At 68.8% G+C, this 20,075-nt stretch carries 16 protein-coding genes and 1 pseudogene; 6 read left to right on the top strand and 11 right to left on the bottom strand.

Going from position 1 to position 20,075, the window contains the following annotated elements:
- Positions 1–92: 92 nt before the first annotated feature.
- Positions 93–1,895, top strand: a complete 1,803-nt coding sequence (gene treS, locus H7I57_RS22160; RefSeq protein WP_264026075.1) for a maltose alpha-D-glucosyltransferase — start codon at positions 93–95, stop codon at positions 1,893–1,895.
- A gap of 5 nt (positions 1,896–1,900) precedes the next feature.
- Positions 1,901–3,247: a maltokinase N-terminal cap-like domain-containing protein gene (locus tag H7I57_RS22165; protein ID WP_264026167.1), complete on the top strand. Its 1,347-nt coding sequence runs from the start codon at positions 1,901–1,903 to the stop codon at positions 3,245–3,247.
- Here H7I57_RS22165 and fabG read toward each other — a convergent pair whose 3' ends face one another.
- The 8 genes and pseudogenes from fabG to H7I57_RS22205 form a co-directional block, all read right to left on the bottom strand.
- Complete coding sequence (fabG, locus tag H7I57_RS22170) at positions 3,248–4,024, bottom strand: 3-oxoacyl-ACP reductase FabG (protein WP_264026077.1); 777 nt, start codon at positions 4,022–4,024, stop codon at positions 3,248–3,250.
- 258 nt (positions 4,025–4,282) lie between these two features.
- A pseudogene (glgX, locus tag H7I57_RS22175) lies at positions 4,283–6,385 on the bottom strand (glycogen debranching protein GlgX).
- A gap of 155 nt (positions 6,386–6,540) precedes the next feature.
- Positions 6,541–7,098, bottom strand: a complete 558-nt coding sequence (locus H7I57_RS22180) for a nicotinamidase (protein ID WP_264026078.1) — start codon at positions 7,096–7,098, stop codon at positions 6,541–6,543.
- 30 nt (positions 7,099–7,128) lie between these two features.
- Positions 7,129–7,806 carry a PAS and ANTAR domain-containing protein gene (locus H7I57_RS22185; RefSeq protein WP_264026079.1) on the bottom strand — a complete coding sequence of 226 codons (678 nt, stop codon included), beginning with the start codon at positions 7,804–7,806 and terminating at the stop codon, positions 7,129–7,131.
- Between the two features lie 30 nt (positions 7,807–7,836).
- On the bottom strand, positions 7,837–9,177 hold the full coding sequence (locus H7I57_RS22190) for a hypothetical protein (protein ID WP_264026080.1): 1,341 nt from the start codon (positions 9,175–9,177) through the stop codon (positions 7,837–7,839).
- Entirely contained in the window at positions 9,174–9,578 is a 405-nt protein-coding gene (locus H7I57_RS22195; RefSeq protein ID WP_372510328.1) for a hypothetical protein, read from the bottom strand. The genes H7I57_RS22190 and H7I57_RS22195 overlap by 4 nt, the downstream gene beginning before the upstream one ends.
- Positions 9,565–9,720 (bottom strand): hypothetical protein, encoded by a 156-nt coding sequence (locus H7I57_RS22200; RefSeq protein WP_264026082.1) that lies wholly within the window; start codon positions 9,718–9,720, stop codon positions 9,565–9,567. Before H7I57_RS22200 ends, H7I57_RS22195 begins: the two co-directional genes overlap by 14 nt.
- Positions 9,717–11,564, bottom strand: a complete 1,848-nt coding sequence (locus tag H7I57_RS22205) for a hypothetical protein (protein WP_264026083.1) — start codon at positions 11,562–11,564, stop codon at positions 9,717–9,719. The genes H7I57_RS22200 and H7I57_RS22205 overlap by 4 nt, the downstream gene beginning before the upstream one ends.
- 147 nt (positions 11,565–11,711) lie before the next feature.
- Here H7I57_RS22205 and H7I57_RS22210 point away from each other — a divergent pair, with 147 nt between their 5' ends.
- Positions 11,712–14,144: a hypothetical protein gene (locus tag H7I57_RS22210; protein ID WP_264026084.1), complete on the top strand. Its 2,433-nt coding sequence runs from the start codon at positions 11,712–11,714 to the stop codon at positions 14,142–14,144.
- A 66-nt stretch (positions 14,145–14,210) separates the two neighbouring features.
- Here the strand turns inward: H7I57_RS22210 and H7I57_RS22215 are convergent, their stop codons facing one another.
- Complete coding sequence (locus tag H7I57_RS22215) at positions 14,211–15,548, bottom strand: acyl-CoA dehydrogenase family protein (protein ID WP_264026085.1); 1,338 nt, start codon at positions 15,546–15,548, stop codon at positions 14,211–14,213.
- 106 nt (positions 15,549–15,654) lie between these two features.
- Between H7I57_RS22215 and H7I57_RS22220 the strand changes: the two genes are divergently transcribed.
- Both H7I57_RS22220 and H7I57_RS22225 read left to right on the top strand, forming a co-directional pair.
- Positions 15,655–17,265, top strand: a complete 1,611-nt coding sequence (locus H7I57_RS22220) for an AMP-binding protein (RefSeq protein ID WP_264026169.1) — start codon at positions 15,655–15,657, stop codon at positions 17,263–17,265.
- Positions 17,262–17,807 (top strand): hypothetical protein, encoded by a 546-nt coding sequence (locus H7I57_RS22225; protein ID WP_264026086.1) that lies wholly within the window; start codon positions 17,262–17,264, stop codon positions 17,805–17,807. Before H7I57_RS22220 ends, H7I57_RS22225 begins: the two co-directional genes overlap by 4 nt.
- Positions 17,808–17,811: 4 nt before the next feature.
- On the opposite strand, the gene H7I57_RS22230 is transcribed toward H7I57_RS22225, so the two are convergent.
- Together H7I57_RS22230 and H7I57_RS22235 are read right to left on the bottom strand one after the other, a co-directional pair.
- Complete coding sequence (locus H7I57_RS22230; RefSeq protein ID WP_264026088.1) at positions 17,812–19,116, bottom strand: MFS transporter; 1,305 nt, start codon at positions 19,114–19,116, stop codon at positions 17,812–17,814.
- A 63-nt stretch (positions 19,117–19,179) separates the two neighbouring features.
- On the bottom strand, positions 19,180–19,494 hold the full coding sequence (locus H7I57_RS22235; protein ID WP_264026090.1) for a hypothetical protein: 315 nt from the start codon (positions 19,492–19,494) through the stop codon (positions 19,180–19,182).
- A gap of 47 nt (positions 19,495–19,541) precedes the next feature.
- Here H7I57_RS22235 and H7I57_RS22240 point away from each other — a divergent pair, with 47 nt between their 5' ends.
- Entirely contained in the window at positions 19,542–19,997 is a 456-nt protein-coding gene (locus H7I57_RS22240) for a PPOX class F420-dependent oxidoreductase (RefSeq protein ID WP_264026091.1), read from the top strand.
- Positions 19,998–20,075 lie beyond the last annotated feature (78 nt).

Raw genomic sequence — 20,075 nt, forward strand, 5'->3', positions numbered from 1 at the left:
TAGCGCGTGCGGGCGGCCCTCGGGCATTCCGCAGGAAGCCGGGCTCGCCCGGTGGTTCATTTCCCGGCGTCCTGGGTAGGTTTGAGAACTGTATGGATCATTCCGCGCGCACCCACTCGGCAGACCCCGCTGCGGGCACGCACGTCGAGGTAGGCCCGGAGGGCCGCTCGGTCGAGCACCCCACCGCCGACGACTTCGTCCACGCCCGCACGCTGCCCGAGGATCGCACGTGGTTCAAGAGCGCGGTCTTCTACGAGGTGCTGGTCCGCGCGTTCTACGACTCGAACTCCGACGGCTGCGGTGACCTGCGCGGCCTGACCGAGCGCATCGACTACCTGAAGTGGCTTGGGGTGGACTGTCTTTGGCTGCCCCCGTTCTACGATTCGCCGCTGCGCGACGGCGGCTACGACATCAGGGACTTCTACAAGGTGCTGCCCGAGTTCGGCACCGTCGACGACTTCGTGGAGTTGCTCGACGCCGCCCACCGCCGCGGAATCCGGGTGATCACCGACCTGGTCATGAACCACACGTCGGATTCGCACCCGTGGTTCCAGGAATCGCGCAGCGACCCCGACGGCCCCTACGGCGACTTCTACGTGTGGAGCGACACCGCGGACAGGTACGCCGACGCCAGGATCATCTTCGTCGACACCGAGGAGTCCAACTGGACGTTCGACCCGGTGCGGCGGCAATTTTATTGGCACCGGTTCTTCTCCCATCAGCCCGATCTCAACTACGACAACCCGGCGGTGCAGGAGGCGATGATCGATGTGCTGAGGTTCTGGCTGGACCTCGGTATCGACGGTTTCCGTCTCGACGCGGTGCCGTATCTGTTCGAGCGGGAGGGCACCAACTGCGAGAACCTGCCCGAGACGCACGCGTTCCTCAAGCACTGCCGCAAGGTGATCGACGACGAGTTCCCCGGCAGGGTGCTGCTCGCCGAGGCCAACCAGTGGCCGGCCGACGTCGTCGAGTACTTCGGCGATCCGGACACCGGCGGCGACGAATGCCACATGGCGTTTCACTTTCCGCTGATGCCGCGCATCTTCATGGCGGTGCGCCGGGAGTCCCGCTTCCCGATCTCGGAGATCCTCACCAACACCCCGCCGATCCCGGACATGGCGCAGTGGGGGATCTTCCTGCGCAACCACGACGAGCTCACGCTGGAGATGGTCACCGACGAAGAGCGTGACTACATGTACTCCGAGTACGCCAAGGACCCGCGGATGAAGGCCAACGTCGGCATCCGGCGCCGACTGGCCCCGCTGCTGGAGAACGACCGCAACCAGATGGAGTTGTTCACCGCGCTGCTGCTGTCGCTGCCGGGATCACCGGTGCTGTACTACGGCGACGAGATCGGCATGGGCGACATCATCTGGCTCGGTGATCGCGACGGCGTGCGGACCCCGATGCAGTGGACGCCGGACCGCAACGCGGGGTTCTCCACCGCGACCCCCGGCCGGCTGTATCTGCCGCCGAACCAGGACCCCATCTACGGCTACCAGTCGGTGAACGTCGAAGCGCAACGGGACAGTTCGACGTCGCTGCTCAACTGGACCCGGACGATGCTCGCGGTGCGCCGCCGCCACGACGCGTTCGTCCTCGGCACGTTCCGCGAGCTGGGCGGGTCCAACCCGTCGGTGCTGGCGTACGTCCGCGAACTGGACGGGGACCACCACTCCGACACGGTGCTGTGCGTCAACAACCTGTCGCGGTTCCCCCAGCCCATCGAGCTGAACCTGCAGCACTGGAACGGCTACACCCCCGTCGAGATGACCGGTTCCGTCGAGTTCCCCCGCATCGGCCAGTTGCCCTACCTGCTGACGTTGCCCGGGCACGGCTTCTACTGGTTCCTTCTCAGACCGGGCCACCCCGAGGCAGGAGATCCGGTATGACCGCTATGACACTGCCATTCGCCGAATGGCTCAAGCACCAACGCTGGTACGCCGGCCGCAGCCGCGAACTGGCGTCCGCCCGGCCCGCGTCGATCACCGCGCTGCGCGACGACCTCGACTTGGTACTGCTCGACGCCGCCTACACCGACGGGTCCGCCGAGCGCTACCAGGTGCTGCTGCGGTGGGGCAGTGCGCCCATCGACGAGTACAGCGACATCGCCACGATCGGCACCGCCGACGGCCCCGACGGCACCAGGCGGATCGCCTACGACGCGCTCTACGACCCCGACGCGTCGCTGCACCTGCTGTCGCTGATCGACTCGTCGGCCACCGTCGCGGACCTGCGATTCGCCAAGGAACCCGACGTCACCCTGCCGCGGGATGCGGCGCCCCGCATCTCGGGCGCCGAGCAGAGCAACACCAGCGTCATCTTCGAGGAGCAGGCCGTCCTGAAGGTGTTCCGGCGGATCACCCCGGGCATCAACCCTGACATCGAGCTGAACCGGGTGCTGGCGCGGGCGGGCAACCCGCACGTCGCGCGCCTGCTCGGGGCGTACGAGACACATTGGGAGGGGCCCGGATCCGAGCCCTGCGCCCTCGGCATGGTGACCGAGTTCGCCGCGAACAGCGCCGAGGGGTGGGACATGGCCACGGCCAGTACCCGCGACCTGTTCGCCGAGGGCGACCTGTACGCCGACGAGGTGGGCGGCGACTTCGCGGGCGAGTCCCACCGACTCGGGGAGGCCGTCGCCTCGGTGCATGCGGCGCTGGCGGAGCATCTGGGCACCTCCTCGGAACCTTTCCCGGTCGACACCGTGCTGGAACGGCTGAACTCGGCGGTGCAGGCGGCACCCGCGCTGCGGGACCACGCACCGCTGATCGAGGAGCGCTACCGCAAGCTCGCCGACGAGACCATCAGCGTTCAGCGCGTGCACGGCGACCTGCACCTCGGTCAGGTGCTGCGCACCCCGGAGGGTTGGCTGCTCATCGACTTCGAAGGTGAGCCGGGCCAGCCTCTGGAGGAACGCAGGCGGCCGGATTCGCCCCTGCGTGATGTCGCAGGGGTGCTGCGCTCCTACGAGTACGCCGCCTACCAGCGGTTGGTGGATCTGCAGGCCGACCATGACCGCGACCGACAGGTGAGCGCTCGTGCGCGGGAGTGGGTCGCGCGCAACGGTGCGGCGTTCTGCGACGGCTACGCCGCGGTGGCGGGCGCCGACCCGCGCGACTCCGATCAGGTGCTCGCCGCCTACGAACTGGACAAGGCCGTCTACGAGGCCGCCTACGAGGCGCGGTTCCGGCCCACCTGGCTGCCGATCCCGCTGAAGTCCATCGAGCGCATCCTGGGCTGACTAGGGCGTGACCGCATCCGGCGACTCGGGCAGCACCTGCCCGCCGTCGACGGCGATGGCCTGGCCCGTCAGGTAACCGGCCTCGTCGCTGGCCAGGAACGCCGCCGTGTAGCCGATGTCGGCGGGCGTGCCGAGCGCCCCCGCCGGAATCGCCTTGGCCATCCCGGCCAGGTAGTCATCGCCGAGATCCTGCAGGCCCTCCGTCAGGATGTTGCCCGGTAGCACGGCGTTGACCGTGATCTTGTGCGGCGCGAGTTCGATCGCGGCGGTCCTCATGAACCCCAGCTGCGCGGCCTTCGAGGCGCCGTAGTGCGTCCAGCCGGGAAAACCGGTGATCGGCCCGGTGATCGACGAGGTCAGCACGATCCGCCCGCGCCCCGAGGCGATGAGCGCGTCCAGGCACGCCTGCACGCTGTAGACGGTGCCCTTGACGTTGACGTCGAGCACCTGGGACAGCTGATCGGGCGTCATCGTGCTCAGCGGCGCCTCCGGGAAGATCCCGGCGTTGGCGCACAACACGTCGATCCCACCGAATGCGTCCACGACCGCCCCGGCCATCGCGGTGCACGAGTCGCGGTCGGACACGTCGGCCTCGACACCGATAACCTTGCCCGGGCCGAGACCGTCGAGCCGGGCCACCGCGGAATCGAGGTCGGAGCGCGAGCGAGCGGCGATCGCCACGTGCGCGCCCGCGGTGGCGAACACCGAGGCGATCCCGAGACCGATTCCCTTGCTACCACCGGTGACCAGGACTGATTTGTCAGCTACAGAGAACATGGCGTCCAGTGTCGGACATCTGCGCCCACGGCGCAGGCTGGCAACCGTGGTCACCAGGTAGGACGCCGCCGCTCTTCGGCTCCCACACCCGGCCCGCCCGGCCGGTGGCAATCTGAAACTCCCGATGCCAGCTCGGTGACCACGGTTGCAACAGCAATTTCAAGCTAACACACGGTTCGGCAGAAATCGCTGAACTGCGCCGCTAAGCGTGGTGTCGCGCAACGTCTTTCAAACGGCGTCCCGGACCTCTGCCGGGTCTCAGTCCTGCGAGGCGCGCAGCACCAGCACCGCCCTGCCTTCGACCGACACCGCCGACCCCGCCGGTTTGGGGTCCTCGGCGGGAGCGGATGCGGTGTCGATGACCGCAGTCCACGACTGCGCGTACTCCTGCGGCGGGAGTGCGAACTCGATGGGCTCGTGGTGGGCGTTGAAGAACAGCAGGAACGACGCGTCGGTGACGAGCTGGCCGCGGACGTCCATGTAAGGGATGGCGTCGCCGTTGAGGAAGACCGCGATGGACTTGGCGAACCCGCTGCCCCAGTCCTCACCCGTCATCGGCGTGCCGTCGGGGTTGAGCCAGACGATGTCGGGCAGACCGTCCTCGGCGAGAGGCTCGCCGCTGAAGAAGCGCCTGCGCCGGAACACCGGGTGCGCGGTGCGCAGTTCGGACACCGTGCGGGCGAACTCCATCAGCTCGGTGTCGGCGCTTGCCCAGTCGATCCACGACAGCTCGTTGTCCTGGCAGTAGACGTTGTTGTTCCCGTCCTGCGTGCGGCCGAGCTCGTCGCCGTGTGCGATCATCGGCACACCCTGGGAAAGTAGCAGTGTGGCAAGGAAATTGCGCTGCTGGCGGGAGCGGAGCGCGTTGATCTCGGCGTCGTCGGTGGGGCCTTCGACCCCGCAGTTCCACGACCGGTTGTGGCTCTCGCCGTCGTTGTTGTCCTCGCCGTTGTCCTCGTTGTGCTTCTCGTTGTACGAGACCAGGTCCCGCAACGTGAACCCGTCGTGGGCGGTGATGAAGTTGATCGAGGCCACCGGGCGCCTGGCGGTGTGCTCGTAGAGGTCGGCCGATCCGGTGAGCCGCGAGGCGAACTCGTCGAGGGTGGCATGCTCGCCGCGCCAGTAGTCGCGCACGGTGTCGCGGTACTTGCCGTTCCACTCGGTCCACTGCGGAGGGAAGCCGCCGACCTGGTAGCCGCCCGGGCCGACGTCCCAGGGTTCGGCGATGAGCTTCACCTGGCTGACCGTCGGATCCTGTTGCACCAGTTCGAAGAACGTCGCGAGCTTGTCGACGTCGTAGAACTCCCGCGCCAGCGTCGAGGCGAGATCGAAGCGGAACCCGTCGACGTGCATCTCGGTCACTCAGTACCGCAACGAATCCATGATCAGCTGCAGGGAGTGCGGGTGGCCGACGTTGAGGCTGTTCCCGGTCCCGGTGTAGTCCATGTAGTAGCGCTTGTCGTCGTCGACGAGCCGGTAGTACGCGGCGTTGTCGATGCCGCGCATCGACAGGGTCGGCCCGAGGTGGTTGCCCTCGGCGGTGTGGTTGTAGACGACGTCGAGGATCACCTCGATGCCCGCCTCGTGCAGTGCCCGCACCATCGCCTTGAACTCCTGCACCTGCCCGCCCGGGTTGGGGCTCGAGCTGTACTTGGCGTCGGGGGCGAAGAACCCGATGGTGTTGTAACCCCAGTAGTTGGTCAGACCCTTGTCGATCAGCGTCGAGTCGTTGGCGAAATGGTGCACCGGCATCAGTTCGATCGCGGTGATGCCCAGCGACTTGAGATGCTCGATGATCGCCGGGTGCGCGACGGCGGCGTAGGTGCCGCGAATCTGCTCGGGAATGTCCGGATGGGTCTTGGTGAGCCCCTTGACGTGCGCCTCGTAGATCACCGAATCGGCGTACTCGTGGCCGGGTGGCCGATCGACACCCCAGTCGAAATAGGGGTTGATCACCACCGACTTCGGCATGCTGGCGGCCGAATCGTCGTCGTTGCGGCTATCGGGGTCGCCGAAGTCGTAGCCGAACAGCGACTGGTTCCAGTCGAAGGTGCCGTCGATGGCCTTCGAGTAGGGGTCCAGCAGCAGCTTGTTCGGATTGCAGCGTGAACCGCCGGCCGGGTCGTGGGGCCCGTGCACCCGGTAGCCGTAGCGCTGACCGGGCTCGATGTTCGGGATGAACCCATGCCAGACGAACCCGTCCACCTCGGGCAACGTCACCCTGGTCTCGGTGCCGTCGGCGTCGAAGAGACACAGTTCCACCGTTTCGGCGGCCTCGCTGAACAGCGCGAAGTTGGTGCCGGTTCCGTCGTAGGTGGCACCGAGGGGGTAGGCCTTGCCGGGCCACAGCTCCAGAGCCATGACGGTGTCCGGGGAACTGGCGATCTGGGTCAAGAACACTCTCCTAGAGGCAGGGGGTCGGCTTTGACGACGATATGGGATGCCCACACCACGGGCACCGCAACCGTCGGATGCATCACAGCACCTCGGCTCAGCGGGGGCGAGGCCCCCAGGCGTCACGAGGCCACCTCGATGCCGGAGTCGCGCATGGCGTCGACCGCCGCGGCGGTCGTTGTCGGTGACACCCCGGCGGTCAGGTCCAGCAGCACCCTGGTGGTGAACCCGGCGGCGAGCGCATCGGTGGCGGTGGCCACCACGCAGTAGTCGGTGGCGATGCCCGCGATGTCCACGGCGTCGACTCCGCGGGCATGCAGCCAGTCGGCCAGCGCCGTACCCTCCTCATCGGTGCCCTCGAAGCCGCTGTAGGCCGCCGAGTAGCGGCCCTTCGTGAACACCGCCTCCACCGGCGCGACGTCGAGGTCGGGGTGGAAATCGGCGCCGCTGGTCGTCGCCACGCAGTGAGGGGGCCAGGACTCGGCGAAGTCGGGGTGATCGGAGAAGTGCCCGCCCGGATCGATGTGGAAGTCCTTGGTGGCCACCACGTGGTCATAGCCGGAGTTCCCGGCGAGGAACTCGGAGATCCCACGCGCGACCGCCCCGCCGCCGGCGACCGCCAGTGAGCCACCCTCGCAGAAGTCGTTCTGCACGTCGACGATGATCAGTGCCTTTTTCACAGCGGTGCCCTCTTCACAGCGGTGTCCTCTTCACGGCCCCACGGTATCGCCGTCGTCGCCGATGCGCTGATGTGCGGTCAGCAGCAGATGGTCGAACGTCGCCCGCGGCGGCAGCACGTCCTCGTAGACCAGGCCGGCGTAGTCGGCGAGCAGTTGTTCGGCGAGCAGCCGCAGTTTGACGTTCGTCTCCTGGGAGCGCCACCGCAGCAACTCGAACGCGGTGTCGGCGTCGACCCGGTAGATCAGCATCAGCATGCCCTTGACCTGGTCGATGACCGATCGGTTCTCGGTGATCTCGGTCAGCGCCGCGCTGACGATCGCCTTGGTCATCGCGGGGGTCGGGGTGACGTCCACGTAGAACCCGTGGGTGCCGATCAGGTGGCCGGTGTCGTCGTTGAGTTGATCGCCGATCACCACGACCTCGCGGACCTCGCCGTGGGTGTCGATGATGCGGTGCCGGGTGGAGAACGTCCTGTGGTTGCGGCGCATCTCGACGAGCGTGGCCGCCACCTGCTGGTAATCGTCGGGGTGCTTGTGGGAGAGCACCAGGTCGGTGGTCGGTGTCACCGTGCCTGGCTGGTAGCCGTGCAGGATCTGCACCTGCTCGGACCATTCCCAGCGCTCATCGGCGAAGTAGAACCGGAACCAGCCCACCCGTTGGGGTTCTCCGCCGGCCAATGCCTGCTCGATCGAGTCCTGGCCGGTCACAGGTGCAGATTAACGTGAACGCCGCGGCGTTCACCCTCCGAACAGCAGATAGAGGCCGGTGAACGTGTAGCCGACCATCACCAGCATCATCGCGAGCTGGCCGGTCAGCTGGTGGCGCTTCGGGAGCAGCGCCAGCGCTCTGTCGTGTGCCGCGATGACGCCCGCCACGTGACCGGCCACGACGAACCCGACCTTGAGGGTGGCGAGCACCCCCGGATGCATCGTCAGCGCGTAGCTCACCTCGGCCTGCGACAGCCACAGCACGTTCCAGCCGCGGTCCAGGGGGTCGGCGAGGCGGATGATCGTCTCCTGCCCGCGCTCCACGAGATAGGTCAGGTAGTGGGCGAAGACGTAGCCGAGCACGATCGGGATCAGTGAGTGGGCCATCAGGCCGGGTAACTCCCGGCGCCGCTGCGCGTCGACACCGCCGGTGGCGCGTGCCGCAAGGCTGAACGTGCCTGCGACGACGCCGGCGAACAGCAGCAGGCCACCGGTACGCAGCAGCGTCTGCCCCAGAGCCGACGGCTGCCCGAACAGTGTCCCGGTGTCGACGAACTCCCGCCAGACCGGCATCGCCGAGAAGCTGTCGAACGCCGTCGAGCCCAGCAGCACCGACAGCACGGCGACGGTCCCCGGCCGCACCGGCATCGACAGCAGGTGGTCGAACGGGTTGCCGATCGCGATGCGGCCGTCGGCGTTGCGGCGCAGCGGCGACAGTCGCGACGCGACGACGCTGTACACCTCGAACGGATCGGCACGCGCGGACCACCGGGTCCCGCACCACAGCGTGCCCGCCAGTGTCAGCGCGAGGTACACCAGCAGCCAGGTGCGGATGGCGCCGATCGAGCCGGGGTCGGGGCTGGCCAGCTCGAGCCACACGAACGCGAACAACCCCAGCGCGGCGGGCCAGTACCCCAGCCAGGACGGATACCGCCCGCCCAGGGTGCGTCCACCGGCGAGGCGGGCCACCGTGCGCACCGGCGAGATCACCCGCCAGACCGGGCCGACGAGCAGCGACGCCGCAGGCAGGCCCACCCACAGCAGCACGTAGAACACCCCGGGCAGCGGGTTCTCCGCGGTGCCCGGGCCGAGGAACGCGGCCATCGCCACCCAGCCGGTGAGCAGCAACGCCGCCCCGGCGGCCAGCCACCGGGTGGCGGGGGCGTCCACCGCGGTGGTCACCCACTGCGGCAGTGCCCGGCCCGGCTTGCCGGAATCGAACCGCGGCGTGCGCCACGCGAGGGCGACGGCGGCGAAGGTGAACGTGAGCGCCCACGCGGCGCCGACGAGCGCATACGTGTACGGGATCGGCAGGTCGGTGGACCCGCCGAGACCGTGTGCCAGCACGGTGACCGACGGATCGGAGGTCATCGCACCTGGATGGTCGCGACCGTCTTGTGCAGTTGGTGCAACTCGACGTCGACCCGGCCGGGCATGTCGACGGTGAACTGGAAGGACTGCCCGGGACCGACGCCCACGGCGAAGTCGTGCTCCGGGGTCGAGTGCACGTGCAGTTCGTCGGCGCTGTCGCTGCTGACCTTGATCACGATCGGCTGGCCGACGGCGGCGCGTAGCTGCGCGTTGGTCGGGGTGACCTCGCCGCCCTCGATCGTGACGTCGATGACGAGACGGTCGGGCGGCGCCTGCGCGTCGGTCATCGAGGGAGCTCCAGGTGACGGACTCGCCGTCGGTCCCGATTCGCTGGTGCCGCCGCAGCCGGCAAGCAGGACCGCGGCGGCCGTCACGGCGAGGATTCTGTCAGGCACCGTCACCGTCGCGCATATCTTTCTTCTTCCGGTTCTTGACGGCGATGTAGACCACCACGCCGGCGACCACGATGGCCGGCGCGAACGCAGGCACCGCGATCCAGATCGGATGGTCGGCCAGGATCTGGGTGTTCGGATCGACGGTCATGACTGTGCCGACGGCTGCAACTCCGCGTCGCTGCCGCTGGGTTCGTTGTTGTTGATCCGGCCGGCGCCCCAGGTGATCCCGGCGATCATCACCAGCGTGCAGAACAGCACCACCAGGCAGCCGATCAGCCACAGCGACTGCGGGATGTCCGGGCTGCGTTCCCGCTGCAGGATGGTGATCTCCGAGACGAAGGGCCGGGTGAACTGTGCTTCGGCGGACACCTCCTCGGCGCCGATGCCGGGATCGCCGGCCAGGTAGATGGGCACCGCCGCCAGCGTTCGGCCGTCGTGCACCCGCAACAACGTCTTCCAGGTACCCGACACCGGCATCGGCTTGGTGGAGACGTAGTGCCCGGGGCCGACGTTCTCGAGGTTGTCGACGAACTGGCCGCGCTCGTTCTCCAGGCCGCCCTGCCAGCCCAGCACCGCCACCCAGTTCGGGTCGCTGCTGATGACGTCGGGCGGGGTGACACGGATGTCCGCGGTCACGTAGCGCTGGCCGTTGACCGGCGGCGCCTCGGTCAACGTGACCGCCGCGGTCGCGTTCTGGGGCATGTCATAGCGCAGGCCGTTGGCCGTCGCCGCCCCGATGGCCAGCACCGTCAGCGCGACCAGGCCCACGCCGATCGCGCGCCGCGGCAACCGCTGGCCGGTCAGCACCATGCCGACCATCGCCCCGCAGCCGCCGGCCAGGATCGCCACCGGCACCGACATCGCGAGCGCCTCCGGCCAGATGCTCGTCGGCCACGACAGGTGGTAGACGGCGTTGATCCACAGCGACTCGAGCCACAGCCCGACGGTCCCGACACCCAGGCCGGCGACCAGGCCGAACACCACGGGCCGCTTGAGCAGTGGCGTCAGTGCCAGCAACTCGATGACGACCGCCGCGCCGAGGTAGAGCGGGAACCAGTTGGCCGGCGCGTCGAGCACCGGCGCCACCAGGAACGCGACGATGCCGCGCAGACCCACCGCGATGAGCGCCGCGATCAGGGCGGCGCCGCGGCCCATGAAGATGCGGGCGGCCACCAGCGCCAGCGCTGCCGCGGCGGCGATCAGCATCGGCTGGAACACCTGGCGGAACTGGGGCACCCCGAAGTCGAACTCGATCTGGTAGACGGACGCGCCGATCAGCACGCCCGCGAACGCCAGGTACTGCACGAACTTGAGCCCGATGCCGTCGCGCGGGGCGTCCTCGGGGCGGGCGCGGCGTCCCTCGTGTTCGAGATACAGCGCGGCCAGGGTCGAGAACCCGGCGCCGCCGATCATCATCAGGTGGGTCGGGCCCCACAGGGTCACGTCCTGGCCGAAGATGCGATGCCAGACGTCGTCGAGCGGGAAGCCCATCAGGGCGTACAGCCCGCAGCCCGCCATCACGATGCCGCCGACCGGGGCGTGCCAATGGTCGGTGATGCGCACCGCCGACGGACCGGGCCGGTCATCTGCCCCTCTGGGCAGCACCATCGCCGTGCAGCCCGCGACGAAGATGCCGAACAGACCGATGAGGATGAAGTAGTGCGCGGGGTTGGCCAGCGCGCCGTCGTCGCGGCCGTCGCCGATGTGCAGGCTGACGTCCCAGATGAAGCCGAACAGCGCGCAGATGATCGACGAGATGAACATCGCGATCGGCAGCGCCACCCACGGCGGGCGTTTGAAGCGACGTCCCGACCAGTCGGCCAGCGACGTGAGCCAGGTGATCTTGTGAGTGCGGTGCATCCAGCCGATCCACAGCAACACAGCCGTCACCACCGCGGCCGCGACCGTCAGGCCGAGGATCTCGTTGAGGGCGGCTCCACCACCCTCTTCGCCCTGGGCCAGAACCGATACCGCCTGTCGAGAGAACTCCATCGTCATCCCACCTGCCGAGTTTCGGACTCCTATGTGACTGGCGAGTAATATTGCCAGAATCGGCCATCGTGAAACCAGGGGTACCGGGTTTTGTCGGGTTTCGTCGGGTGGTAGATGCAACGGCGCCGATGGCGTCACTATGTGTGCATGTCCGGGGGCGGAACGGTCGTCGAGCTACGGGTCCACGGCGTGTCGGGCACGCCGCCCGAGGCGATGCTGAACTGCCCCACCGAACTGCTGAAACAAGTGGCGGGGGGCCGGGACGCCGGCTTCTACCGGCGGGCGGACTGGATCGACGACGTTGCCAGCCCGCCCGCGCCGGGGACCTGGCGGCGACTGATGGAGGCGTACTCGTGGGGCGGGCTGACGTCGCGGCGGGCGAGCCGGGCGTTATGGCTGTTGTTCCTGCCGTTCACCCTCGTCAACCTCGCGCACTGGATGCTGCCGCCCGCGCGACGGAAGCGGCCGGCGTCGCTGGCGGTGGCGTTGATGCGGCTCATCGCGCTGTCCTTCACGCTGACCCTGCTGCTCGCGATGGCGGTGGTCGTCCTCGACGTCGCCGTGTGGCAGTGCGCGGGCCTCGACTACTGCAGCTCCGGGCGTGGCCCGCTGGCATTCGTGGCCGCTGAGCCGGCGGGTAGGCGGCTCGCGTTCGGGGCGCTGCCGTTGGTGCTGGTGATCGTCGTGCTTTGGCGGCTGGGTCGCGAGGAGGTCGACACGCCACACGATCCCCGAACGCCGCCGGAAGCCTCGGTGATGGCCGGATCGAGGACGCCGCTCGCCGACGACACCTTCTGGCTCCGAGACGACTCCGTGCTGCGGCTGCGCGCGTGTCACGTGACCGCGTGGGCGTCCGGGTTGGCGGCGCTGGTCCTCGCGGTGCCGGTGCGATTCCCCGGGGCGGACGGGGTGCGGGCGGTCGGCGTGGTGCTGCTGATCGGGAACCTCGGGCTGCTGGCCTTCGCGGTCGCGGCGACGGCGTGGAACAAGGCGACCGCACGCGGCGGCCCCGGGGCGGGTCACCTGCACAACACCCTGATGGCGTCGCGGGTGATGGCGCTGATCCTCCTCGCCGTCTCGCTGGTCTGGCTCGCCGGCACCACGATCGACTACCCGGCGCCGCCGACGCATCTTCCGGGCCTGCGCGCGTCGATCTACGGTCTGCTCGCCGTGCAGGCCGCCCTGCTGGTCGCGTTGTTCATCTGCACGGCACTGACGATGCGTTCCCCGCGCAGCGGTTCGGCCGGGCGCGCCGGATACGACATGACCCTGCGCGGGTACACCGGCGCATTCGTGGTGCTGCTCGGGTGGATGCTCGGCGGCGGGCTGAGCGTCGGGATCGGGTTGGGGGCGGCCCAGGTACTCGGCAAGGTGGTGGTGTCCACGGCCGAGGCCGCCCAGGACCGCGTGTCCCGCCTCGCCACGCTGGCAAGCGCGACCCAGGCCTTCGATGTGAAGATGCGGGCCGCGGGTGGTGACGCCCCGCTGATCGTGCCGCCGCCATACCTGTGGACGGCCGTGGCCACGGCGTTCCTGCTCCTCGTCACCGCGTCGGCGGGCATCTACGTGGTGGTGCGGCTACTGCCACGGCGAACGAGAGAGTTCCGTGAGACGGTGGCGGCCGACTACCCCGTCAGTGCGACGGCCCGGGACGAGGTGGTCCATCTCAGGATCGCCCGGGCCCGTGCCCTGGCGTCCCTGACAGATGTCGCCGTCAAGCTGGTCGGTGTGTTGGTGCTGGTCGCGGTGACCGTGATCGTCGCGATGGCCGGGTACTACGTGTCCGAGGAAGACCGTTTCGACGAGGTCGTGGCGTGGTCGCCGCGCCTCACCAACCTCAGCGTGGTCGTCACGGTGGCGCTGGCGGCCGGGGTCGGGCTGGCGGTGATCATGGCGTACCGAAATCCTGCGCTGCGCAAGACGGTCGCGATCCTCTGGGACGTCGCGACGTTCTGGCCGCGAGCCAATCACCCGCTCACCCCACCGAGCTACGGCAGGCGCACGGTATGGGATCTGCGGCTGCGCCTAGCGGACCTGGACACCGCGGGCACGAAGGTGGTGTTGGTGGCCCACAGCCAGGGCACGATCATCGCGGCGGCAACTCTGTTGCAGGCCAAGGGGTTCGAAGGCGCCGCCGAGCGGTACCCACTGCTGACCTTCGGCTCCCCGCTGCGGCGGCTGTACGCCCAGAACTTCCCCGCCTACTTCGGCGCCGAGGCGCTGGACGCTCTGCGCGCCCGCCAGTCCGAGCCGGCACCCCGCTGGATCAACCTCTGGGTGTGCAGCGACCCCATCGGTGCGTGGGTGTTCGATACGGCCGAGTACCTCGTCCAGCGCGACAGCAGCCCGCCCGACTGGAGCGCCGTACCTCCGGCCGTCGACTGCAGGATTCCCGATGTGGCACAACAGGATCCACGGCATGGAAAGTACAGTCCCGACCCGTCCGGTCCGGTGTGCGGGCATTCGGGCTTCTGGAATCGCGGTGAGTACGACATGGCCGTCGATGCGCTGCAGGCGACCGTGGTCACCGAGGGAGTCGACACCGGCGCGACCGCACCGCCGAAGGCGGAGGCGATGTGAGGCGGGTGCTCACTTCCGTGGCGGGCGAAGCACTTTCATCGCCAGCGCCATCACCGGCGCCGGCAGTCAATCCTTCATGGTCAGTGCCCGGTTGGCGGCCCGGGTGCGCGCCGGGGTGCCCCGGCCGAATGCCCGGTTGAGCGGTCCGCCGGTCGGCTCGAGGTCGAAATGCAGGGGCGGCTTGCCGTCGGCGGCGCCGAGCGCATTGGAGATCACGACGCGCTGGATTTCGCTGGTCCCCTCGAAGATGGTGTACAGCTTGGCATCTCGGTACCACTTCTCCACAGGGTGGTCCTTGACGTAGCCCCAGCCGCCCATCGTCTGGATGGCGCGTTCGGTGGCCCGCACCGCGACCTCGCTGGCCGCCAGCTTGGACATGGACCCCTCGCCCCGCTCGAACGGCACCCCGGTGGCGGCCATCCACGACGCCCGCCACGTCAGCAGACGCGCTGCGTCCAGGGCGGTCGCGAGGTCGGCCAGCGGGAACGCGATTCCCTGGTTGTCGATGATCGGAGCCCCGAACGCCTCTCGCCGGTTGGCGTACTCGGTGGCGTATTCCAATGCCGCCCTGGCGATACCGAGTGCCTGCGCGGCCACCATGGGTCGGGTCTGCTCGAACGTGCCCATCGTGGCCGACCCGGAGTGCTTGGCGCCCTCGACGGCTTCGCGGGCGCGGGCCAGCTTGTGTTCCAGCTTCTCCGGCCCGCCCAGCAGATGGTCGGCGGGGACCCGGACGCCGGTGAGCTTGAGTTCGGCGGTGTGCGAGGCGCGGCAGCCGAGTTTGTCGAGCTTGCGCACCATGTCCAGGCCCGGGGTTCCGCCGGGGACGATGAACAGCGCCTGGCCGCGATGGCCCAGTTCCTCGTCGACCACGGCGTTGACCACGTGGACGTTGGCGATGCCGCCGTTGCCGATCCACATCTTGTGGCCATCGATGATCCAGTCCGCGTCCGGCCCCGAGCCGTCCCGCCGTGCCCGGGTGCGCAGGTTGCGCACATCGCTGCCGCCCTCGGGTTCGGAGATCGCCAGCGCGGCCAGCTTCAGATCGCCGGGCGTACCGAAACATTCCGGCGCCCACTGCAGCATCTGCTCGGGTGAGGCGGCCTGCCCGATCGCCGACAGCGCCAGTGCAGGCATCACCACGGCCAGGCCGATGCCGGCGCACCCCCAGAACATTTCCTCCATGAACATCGGCAACGACAGGCCCGTGGGGTCACCGATCAGGTCGCGGTAGAACAGCGGGCTGTAGAACCCTCGGCCGGCCGCCTCCTCCAGCACGGGCCACGGGAACTCCTGGCGCGCGTCGTAGTCCGCGGCCACCGGCCGGACCACCTGCGCGGCGAAGTCGTGGGCGCGCCGGGCCAGATCATGCTGCGCCGCTGTGGGCGTGAGGTCGAAGGTCATGCGGCCACCACCAGGATCGACATTCGAACCATCACCACCTTCATCGGGCCTAGGGTGGCTAGTACCCAGCCAGGGCGGGAAATCCACGGTGGAGGGAAAGCAGCGGATGTTGTCGTACGCGTCCGGAGTCGCAGAGCCACCGCTGCTGGACGAGACGATCGGCGCCAACCTGGCCCGAACGGTCGACGCGTTCGGCGACCGCGACGCGCTGATCGAATGCGCGACCGGCCGCCGGTGGACCTATACGGAGTTCCACGAGGCGACCCGTCGCATCGCGACCGCCCTGCTGCATCGCGGCGTCGGACCCGGCGACCGGGTCGGCATCTGGTCACCCAACACCGCCGAGTGGGCCATGATCCAGTACGCCACCGCGCAGATCGGCGCCGTCCTCGTCACCATCAACCCGGCCTACCGCACCGAGGAACTGCACTACGTGCTCAACCAGTCCTCGATCGCGATGGTGCTGTCGGCGGCGTCGTTCAGGACATCCGACTACACCGCGATGCTCGGTGCGGTCCGTGACCGCTGCCCGCATCTCGACGACGTCGTCACCGTCGGGTCACCGCAGTGGGTGGACATCGCCGAGACGGCCGTCGACGTCGACGCGCTGCACGAGGTGCAGGCAGGCCTGCGTCCGTCGGATCCGATCAACATCCAGTACACGTCGGGCACCACCGGATTCCCCAAGGGTGCGACGCTGACCCACACCAACATCCTCAACAACGGCTACCTCGTCGGTGAGGGTCTCGGGTACACCGAGGCGGACCGGGTGTGTATCCCGGTGCCGTTCTACCACTGCTTCGGCATGGTCATGGGCAACCTGGCGTGCACCTCCCACGGCGCCGCGATGGTGATCCCGGCGCCCGGCTTCGATCCCGCGGAGAGCCTCGAAGCCGTTGCCGCGCAACGGTGTACTTCGCTTTACGGGGTGCCCACGATGTTCATCGCCGAACTGTCCCTTCCGAACTTCGGCGACTTCGACCTGGCCAGCCTGCGCACCGGGATCATGGCGGGATCACCCTGTCCGGAGCAGGTGATGCGCAACGTCATCGACCGCATGCACATGAGCGAGGTCGCGATCTGCTACGGCATGACGGAGACGTCCCCGGTGTCCACCCAGACGTTGCCCACTGATTCCCTGGACCGCCGGGTGAGCACCGTCGGGCGGGTCGGTCCGCACCTGGAGATCCAGATCGTCGACGAGGCCGGTGCCCAGGTGGAAAGGGGCATGCCCGGCGAGCTGTGCACCCGCGGTTACAGCGTGATGGCCGGCTACTGGAACGACCCGGACAAGACCGCGGAGGCCATCGACGCCGACGGGTGGATGCATACCGGTGACATCGCGGTGATGGACGACGACGGCTACCTCAGCGTCACCGGCCGCATCAAGGACATGGTGATCCGGGGTGGCGAGAACATCTATCCGCGCGAGGTCGAGGAGTTCCTCTACACCCACCCCGACATCGTCGACGCGCAAGTCGTCGGCGTCGCCGACGAGAAGTACGGCGAAGAGCTGATGGCGTGGATCCGGGTGGCCGACGGGGCGCGGCCGCCCACCGCCGAGAGCCTGCGGGTGTTCTTCGGCGGACAGGTCGCACACCAGAAGATCCCGCGGTACGTCCAGGTGATCGACGAGTTTCCGATGACGGTGACGGGCAAGGTGCGCAAGGTCGATCTCCGCAAGCGCGGGGAGGACCTCCTCGGCGGTGGCGGGTGAGAATCGCCGCGCTGCGGCTCCGGCAGCGGGACGGCAGGACGTGCGGACCGTCGGTGGCAGTCCTGGCGGGCGCGCTGCTCGACTCCGGCTACCGGGCGGGTCTGTCGGGCGCCGATGCCGGCCGGGCATGGTTCGCCGACGAGCAGCTGCGCGTGCATGCGCTGCTGAACCGGGCATGGCCGCGCGCGCTGGGCACGACGCCGATGGGGATGGCGCGCGCGCTCAACATGCGCTCCCGCGGTCGCGGGGTGCGCTACCGGTGGCGGCTGTGGCGGGGTCGCCGCGACGCGCTGGCCGACGTCCTCGAGACGGCAGGCGCGGACTGGCCCGTGCCGATGCTGATCGGCCGGTACATCCCGAGGCACTGGGTGCTGATCGTCGACACGCCGGGCGACGCGCTGCACTGTTACGAACCGTCCTCCGGCGAGGTGCGCACGGTGGACGTGAGCGCCGTCCGGCTCGGCCGGCTCAGCGGGCTGGGTTACCCGAAGCCCTTCGCATTCGTGGTTCCCAGGATCGAGACCCGTACTGCCGCTGGATGATCGCTCATGGCCGCGGATCCGTCGCCGCTGTCACCGGTGCCTGTGCGTCCGTGGTCCAGTCCGGGGGAGCCTTCAGGCTCGCCAGCGCCAGACTGCTCGCGCCCATCAGGAGCATCGTGAGTATCAGGAAGTTCGAATAGCCGCCGAAGTGATCCGAGGTCGCGCCGGCCGCCAGCGGGCCGAACGCGGTGCCCAGCGACAGCGCGGCGACCAGGCCGCCGAACAGCCCGCCGAAGTTCTTGAGGCCGAAATAACGCGAGGCGAGGTAGGCGATCACGTCGACCTCGGCGCCGAGGGTGAGGCCGAACAGCGCGGCCGCGGCGGTCTGGCTCACCGGGTTCCCGCCGTCGAACAGCAGCAGGGCGCCGCCCAGGATCGGCACGAGGTAGGCGCACGCGCCGACGAGCCGGCCCGAGAACCGGTCGAGCAGCACCCCGATGCCCAGCCGTCCGACGATCGAGAAGACACCGACCAGCGAGGCGGCGCCCGCGGCGGCAAGCGGCTCGGCGCCCGCGTCGCGCAGGATCGGAACCAGGTGCACCACGACCCCGAGCGTCGTGAAGGCGAACAGCCCGGCGGCGATCAGCAGCTTGTAGAACGTCACCGATCGAAGACCTTCGCCGAGGGTGAGGCCCGGCAGCTCGACGACCACCGCCTCGCGTGCCGGGATGGGCGCGGCCGGAGCGGACTCGGGCAGGTCGCGCGCCTTCTCGTCCTGCGCGCCACGGAAGAACAGCCAGACGACGGTGAGGACGAGCAGTCCCCACAGCGCGCCGAGGACGAGGAATGCTGCGCGCCAACCCCATTCGCCGATGAACACAGTCGCCAGCGGCGGGAACACCGCCGCCGCCAACGATCCTCCCGACAGCGTCACCGCAAACGCGAACCCGCGGGAGCTCTCGAAGCGGCTGGCCACCGCGGACGTCCAGACGGTGGTCTGCACCCAGAAGGACGCGAAGGCCAGCAGCGCCCACAGCAGGATCCAGTTGGTCATCGATCCCGTGGCGCTGCCCAGGAGCGCGAAGGCCGCGGCCATCAGGATCACGCCCGTCAGGCCCACCCGTCGCGGACCGAGGCGGTCGACCATCAGGCCGATCGGTAGTGCCGCGGCGGCGGCGGCCATCCCCACGATCGTCAGCCCCACCGAGGCTTCGGCGCGACTCCAGCCGAACTCGTTCTGCAGGGGCTCCATGAACGCGCCCAGGCAGTAGACGTGGATGACCCCCATGGAGTAGCCCAGGCCGGCCGCGATCGGCACCTTGCCGTAGCGGCGCCACTCGGCGATTGCTGCGCTATCAAATCCGGCCACACATCTCCTTGACAGTGATGCGCCAGATTGTAAAGACAGATCCGAGTGCGGGGCGGCGTTCGGTCAGGCCGACTTCTGTTCGGCGGCGCCTCCGGCCTCGGCGATGCGGCGCTGGGCCTCGCCGACGGAGATGCGGAGCCGGCGGGCCAGCACCTCGGCCCACGAAGCGCCGGCGAACTGGACGGGGGGCGGGCCGGCCACCACGGTCCCGAGGAGTCGGCGCTGCAGTGCGGTCAGCGTCTTCTCCATCCCGTCGAGGCGGAGCAGCAGGGCGCGCTGGTCGGCGGGGCGCAGGGTCTGGATCGGCGCGGTGGCCAGTGCCCGGAAGGCGACATCCGCGGCGTCGAGCGCGCGGAACAACTCATCATTCGAACTCATGTTCGACATGGTAGTTCTGGCCTCCGACACGTCGATACATTGGACGGATGGCCCGAAAGATCGCCACCGCCGATGTGGTCGACCTGTCCGAACTCCTCGACTTCATCCGACCACGGCACCGGATGGTGCTGACGACCTTCCGGGCGGGGGAGTCCCTGCAGAGTTCACCGGTCACCGGAGGCGTGGACGGCCAGGGTCGAATCGTCGTCGCGTCCTACCCGCAGCGGGCGAAGGCGGCCAACATCCGTCGCAGGCCTCGGGCCAGCGTGGTGGTCCTGTCCGACGATTTCAACGGCCCGTACGTGCAGGTGGACGGCCCCGCAGAGGTCGTCGACCTGCCCGAAGCACTCGAGGGCCTGGTCGAGTACTTCCGGTCCGTCGCGGGCGAGCATCCCGACTGGGACGAGTACCGCCAGGCGATGGTGGACCAGCGCAAGTGCCTGATCAGGGTCACGCCGCAGCAGTGGGGCCCGGTGGCCACTGGCGGATTTCCGCCGCAATAGAGAAGAGTGCGCCGAGGGGTAACCACCAGGCTGAACAGGACGCCCACCGGCGTCTGTGGTAGTCAGAGCAAGCGGACG

This window comes from Mycolicibacterium pyrenivorans (genome assembly GCF_025821625.1).
Lineage (GTDB): Bacteria > Actinomycetota > Actinomycetes > Mycobacteriales > Mycobacteriaceae > Mycobacterium > Mycobacterium pyrenivorans.

What these genes read in the sequence shown, in the direction of transcription:
- H7I57_RS22235 (WP_264026090.1), bottom strand. Translation starts at nt 19,494, where the DNA reads ATGAGTTCGAATGATGAGTTGTTCCGCGCGCTCGACGCCGCGGATGTC.
- H7I57_RS22205 (WP_264026083.1), bottom strand. Translation starts at nt 11,564, where the DNA reads ATGGAGTTCTCTCGACAGGCGGTATCGGTTCTGGCCCAGGGCGAAGAG.
- H7I57_RS22200 (WP_264026082.1), bottom strand. Translation starts at nt 9,720, where the DNA reads ATGACCGTCGATCCGAACACCCAGATCCTGGCCGACCATCCGATCTGG.
- H7I57_RS22190 (WP_264026080.1), bottom strand. Translation starts at nt 9,177, where the DNA reads ATGACCTCCGATCCGTCGGTCACCGTGCTGGCACACGGTCTCGGCGGG.
- treS (WP_264026075.1), top strand. Translation starts at nt 93, where the DNA reads ATGGATCATTCCGCGCGCACCCACTCGGCAGACCCCGCTGCGGGCACG.
- fabG (WP_264026077.1), bottom strand. Translation starts at nt 4,024, where the DNA reads ATGTTCTCTGTAGCTGACAAATCAGTCCTGGTCACCGGTGGTAGCAAG.
- H7I57_RS22220 (WP_264026169.1), top strand. Translation starts at nt 15,655, where the DNA reads ATGTTGTCGTACGCGTCCGGAGTCGCAGAGCCACCGCTGCTGGACGAG.
- H7I57_RS22240 (WP_264026091.1), top strand. Translation starts at nt 19,542, where the DNA reads ATGGCCCGAAAGATCGCCACCGCCGATGTGGTCGACCTGTCCGAACTC.
- H7I57_RS22165 (WP_264026167.1), top strand. Translation starts at nt 1,901, where the DNA reads ATGACACTGCCATTCGCCGAATGGCTCAAGCACCAACGCTGGTACGCC.
- H7I57_RS22210 (WP_264026084.1), top strand. Translation starts at nt 11,712, where the DNA reads ATGTCCGGGGGCGGAACGGTCGTCGAGCTACGGGTCCACGGCGTGTCG.
- H7I57_RS22215 (WP_264026085.1), bottom strand. Translation starts at nt 15,548, where the DNA reads ATGACCTTCGACCTCACGCCCACAGCGGCGCAGCATGATCTGGCCCGG.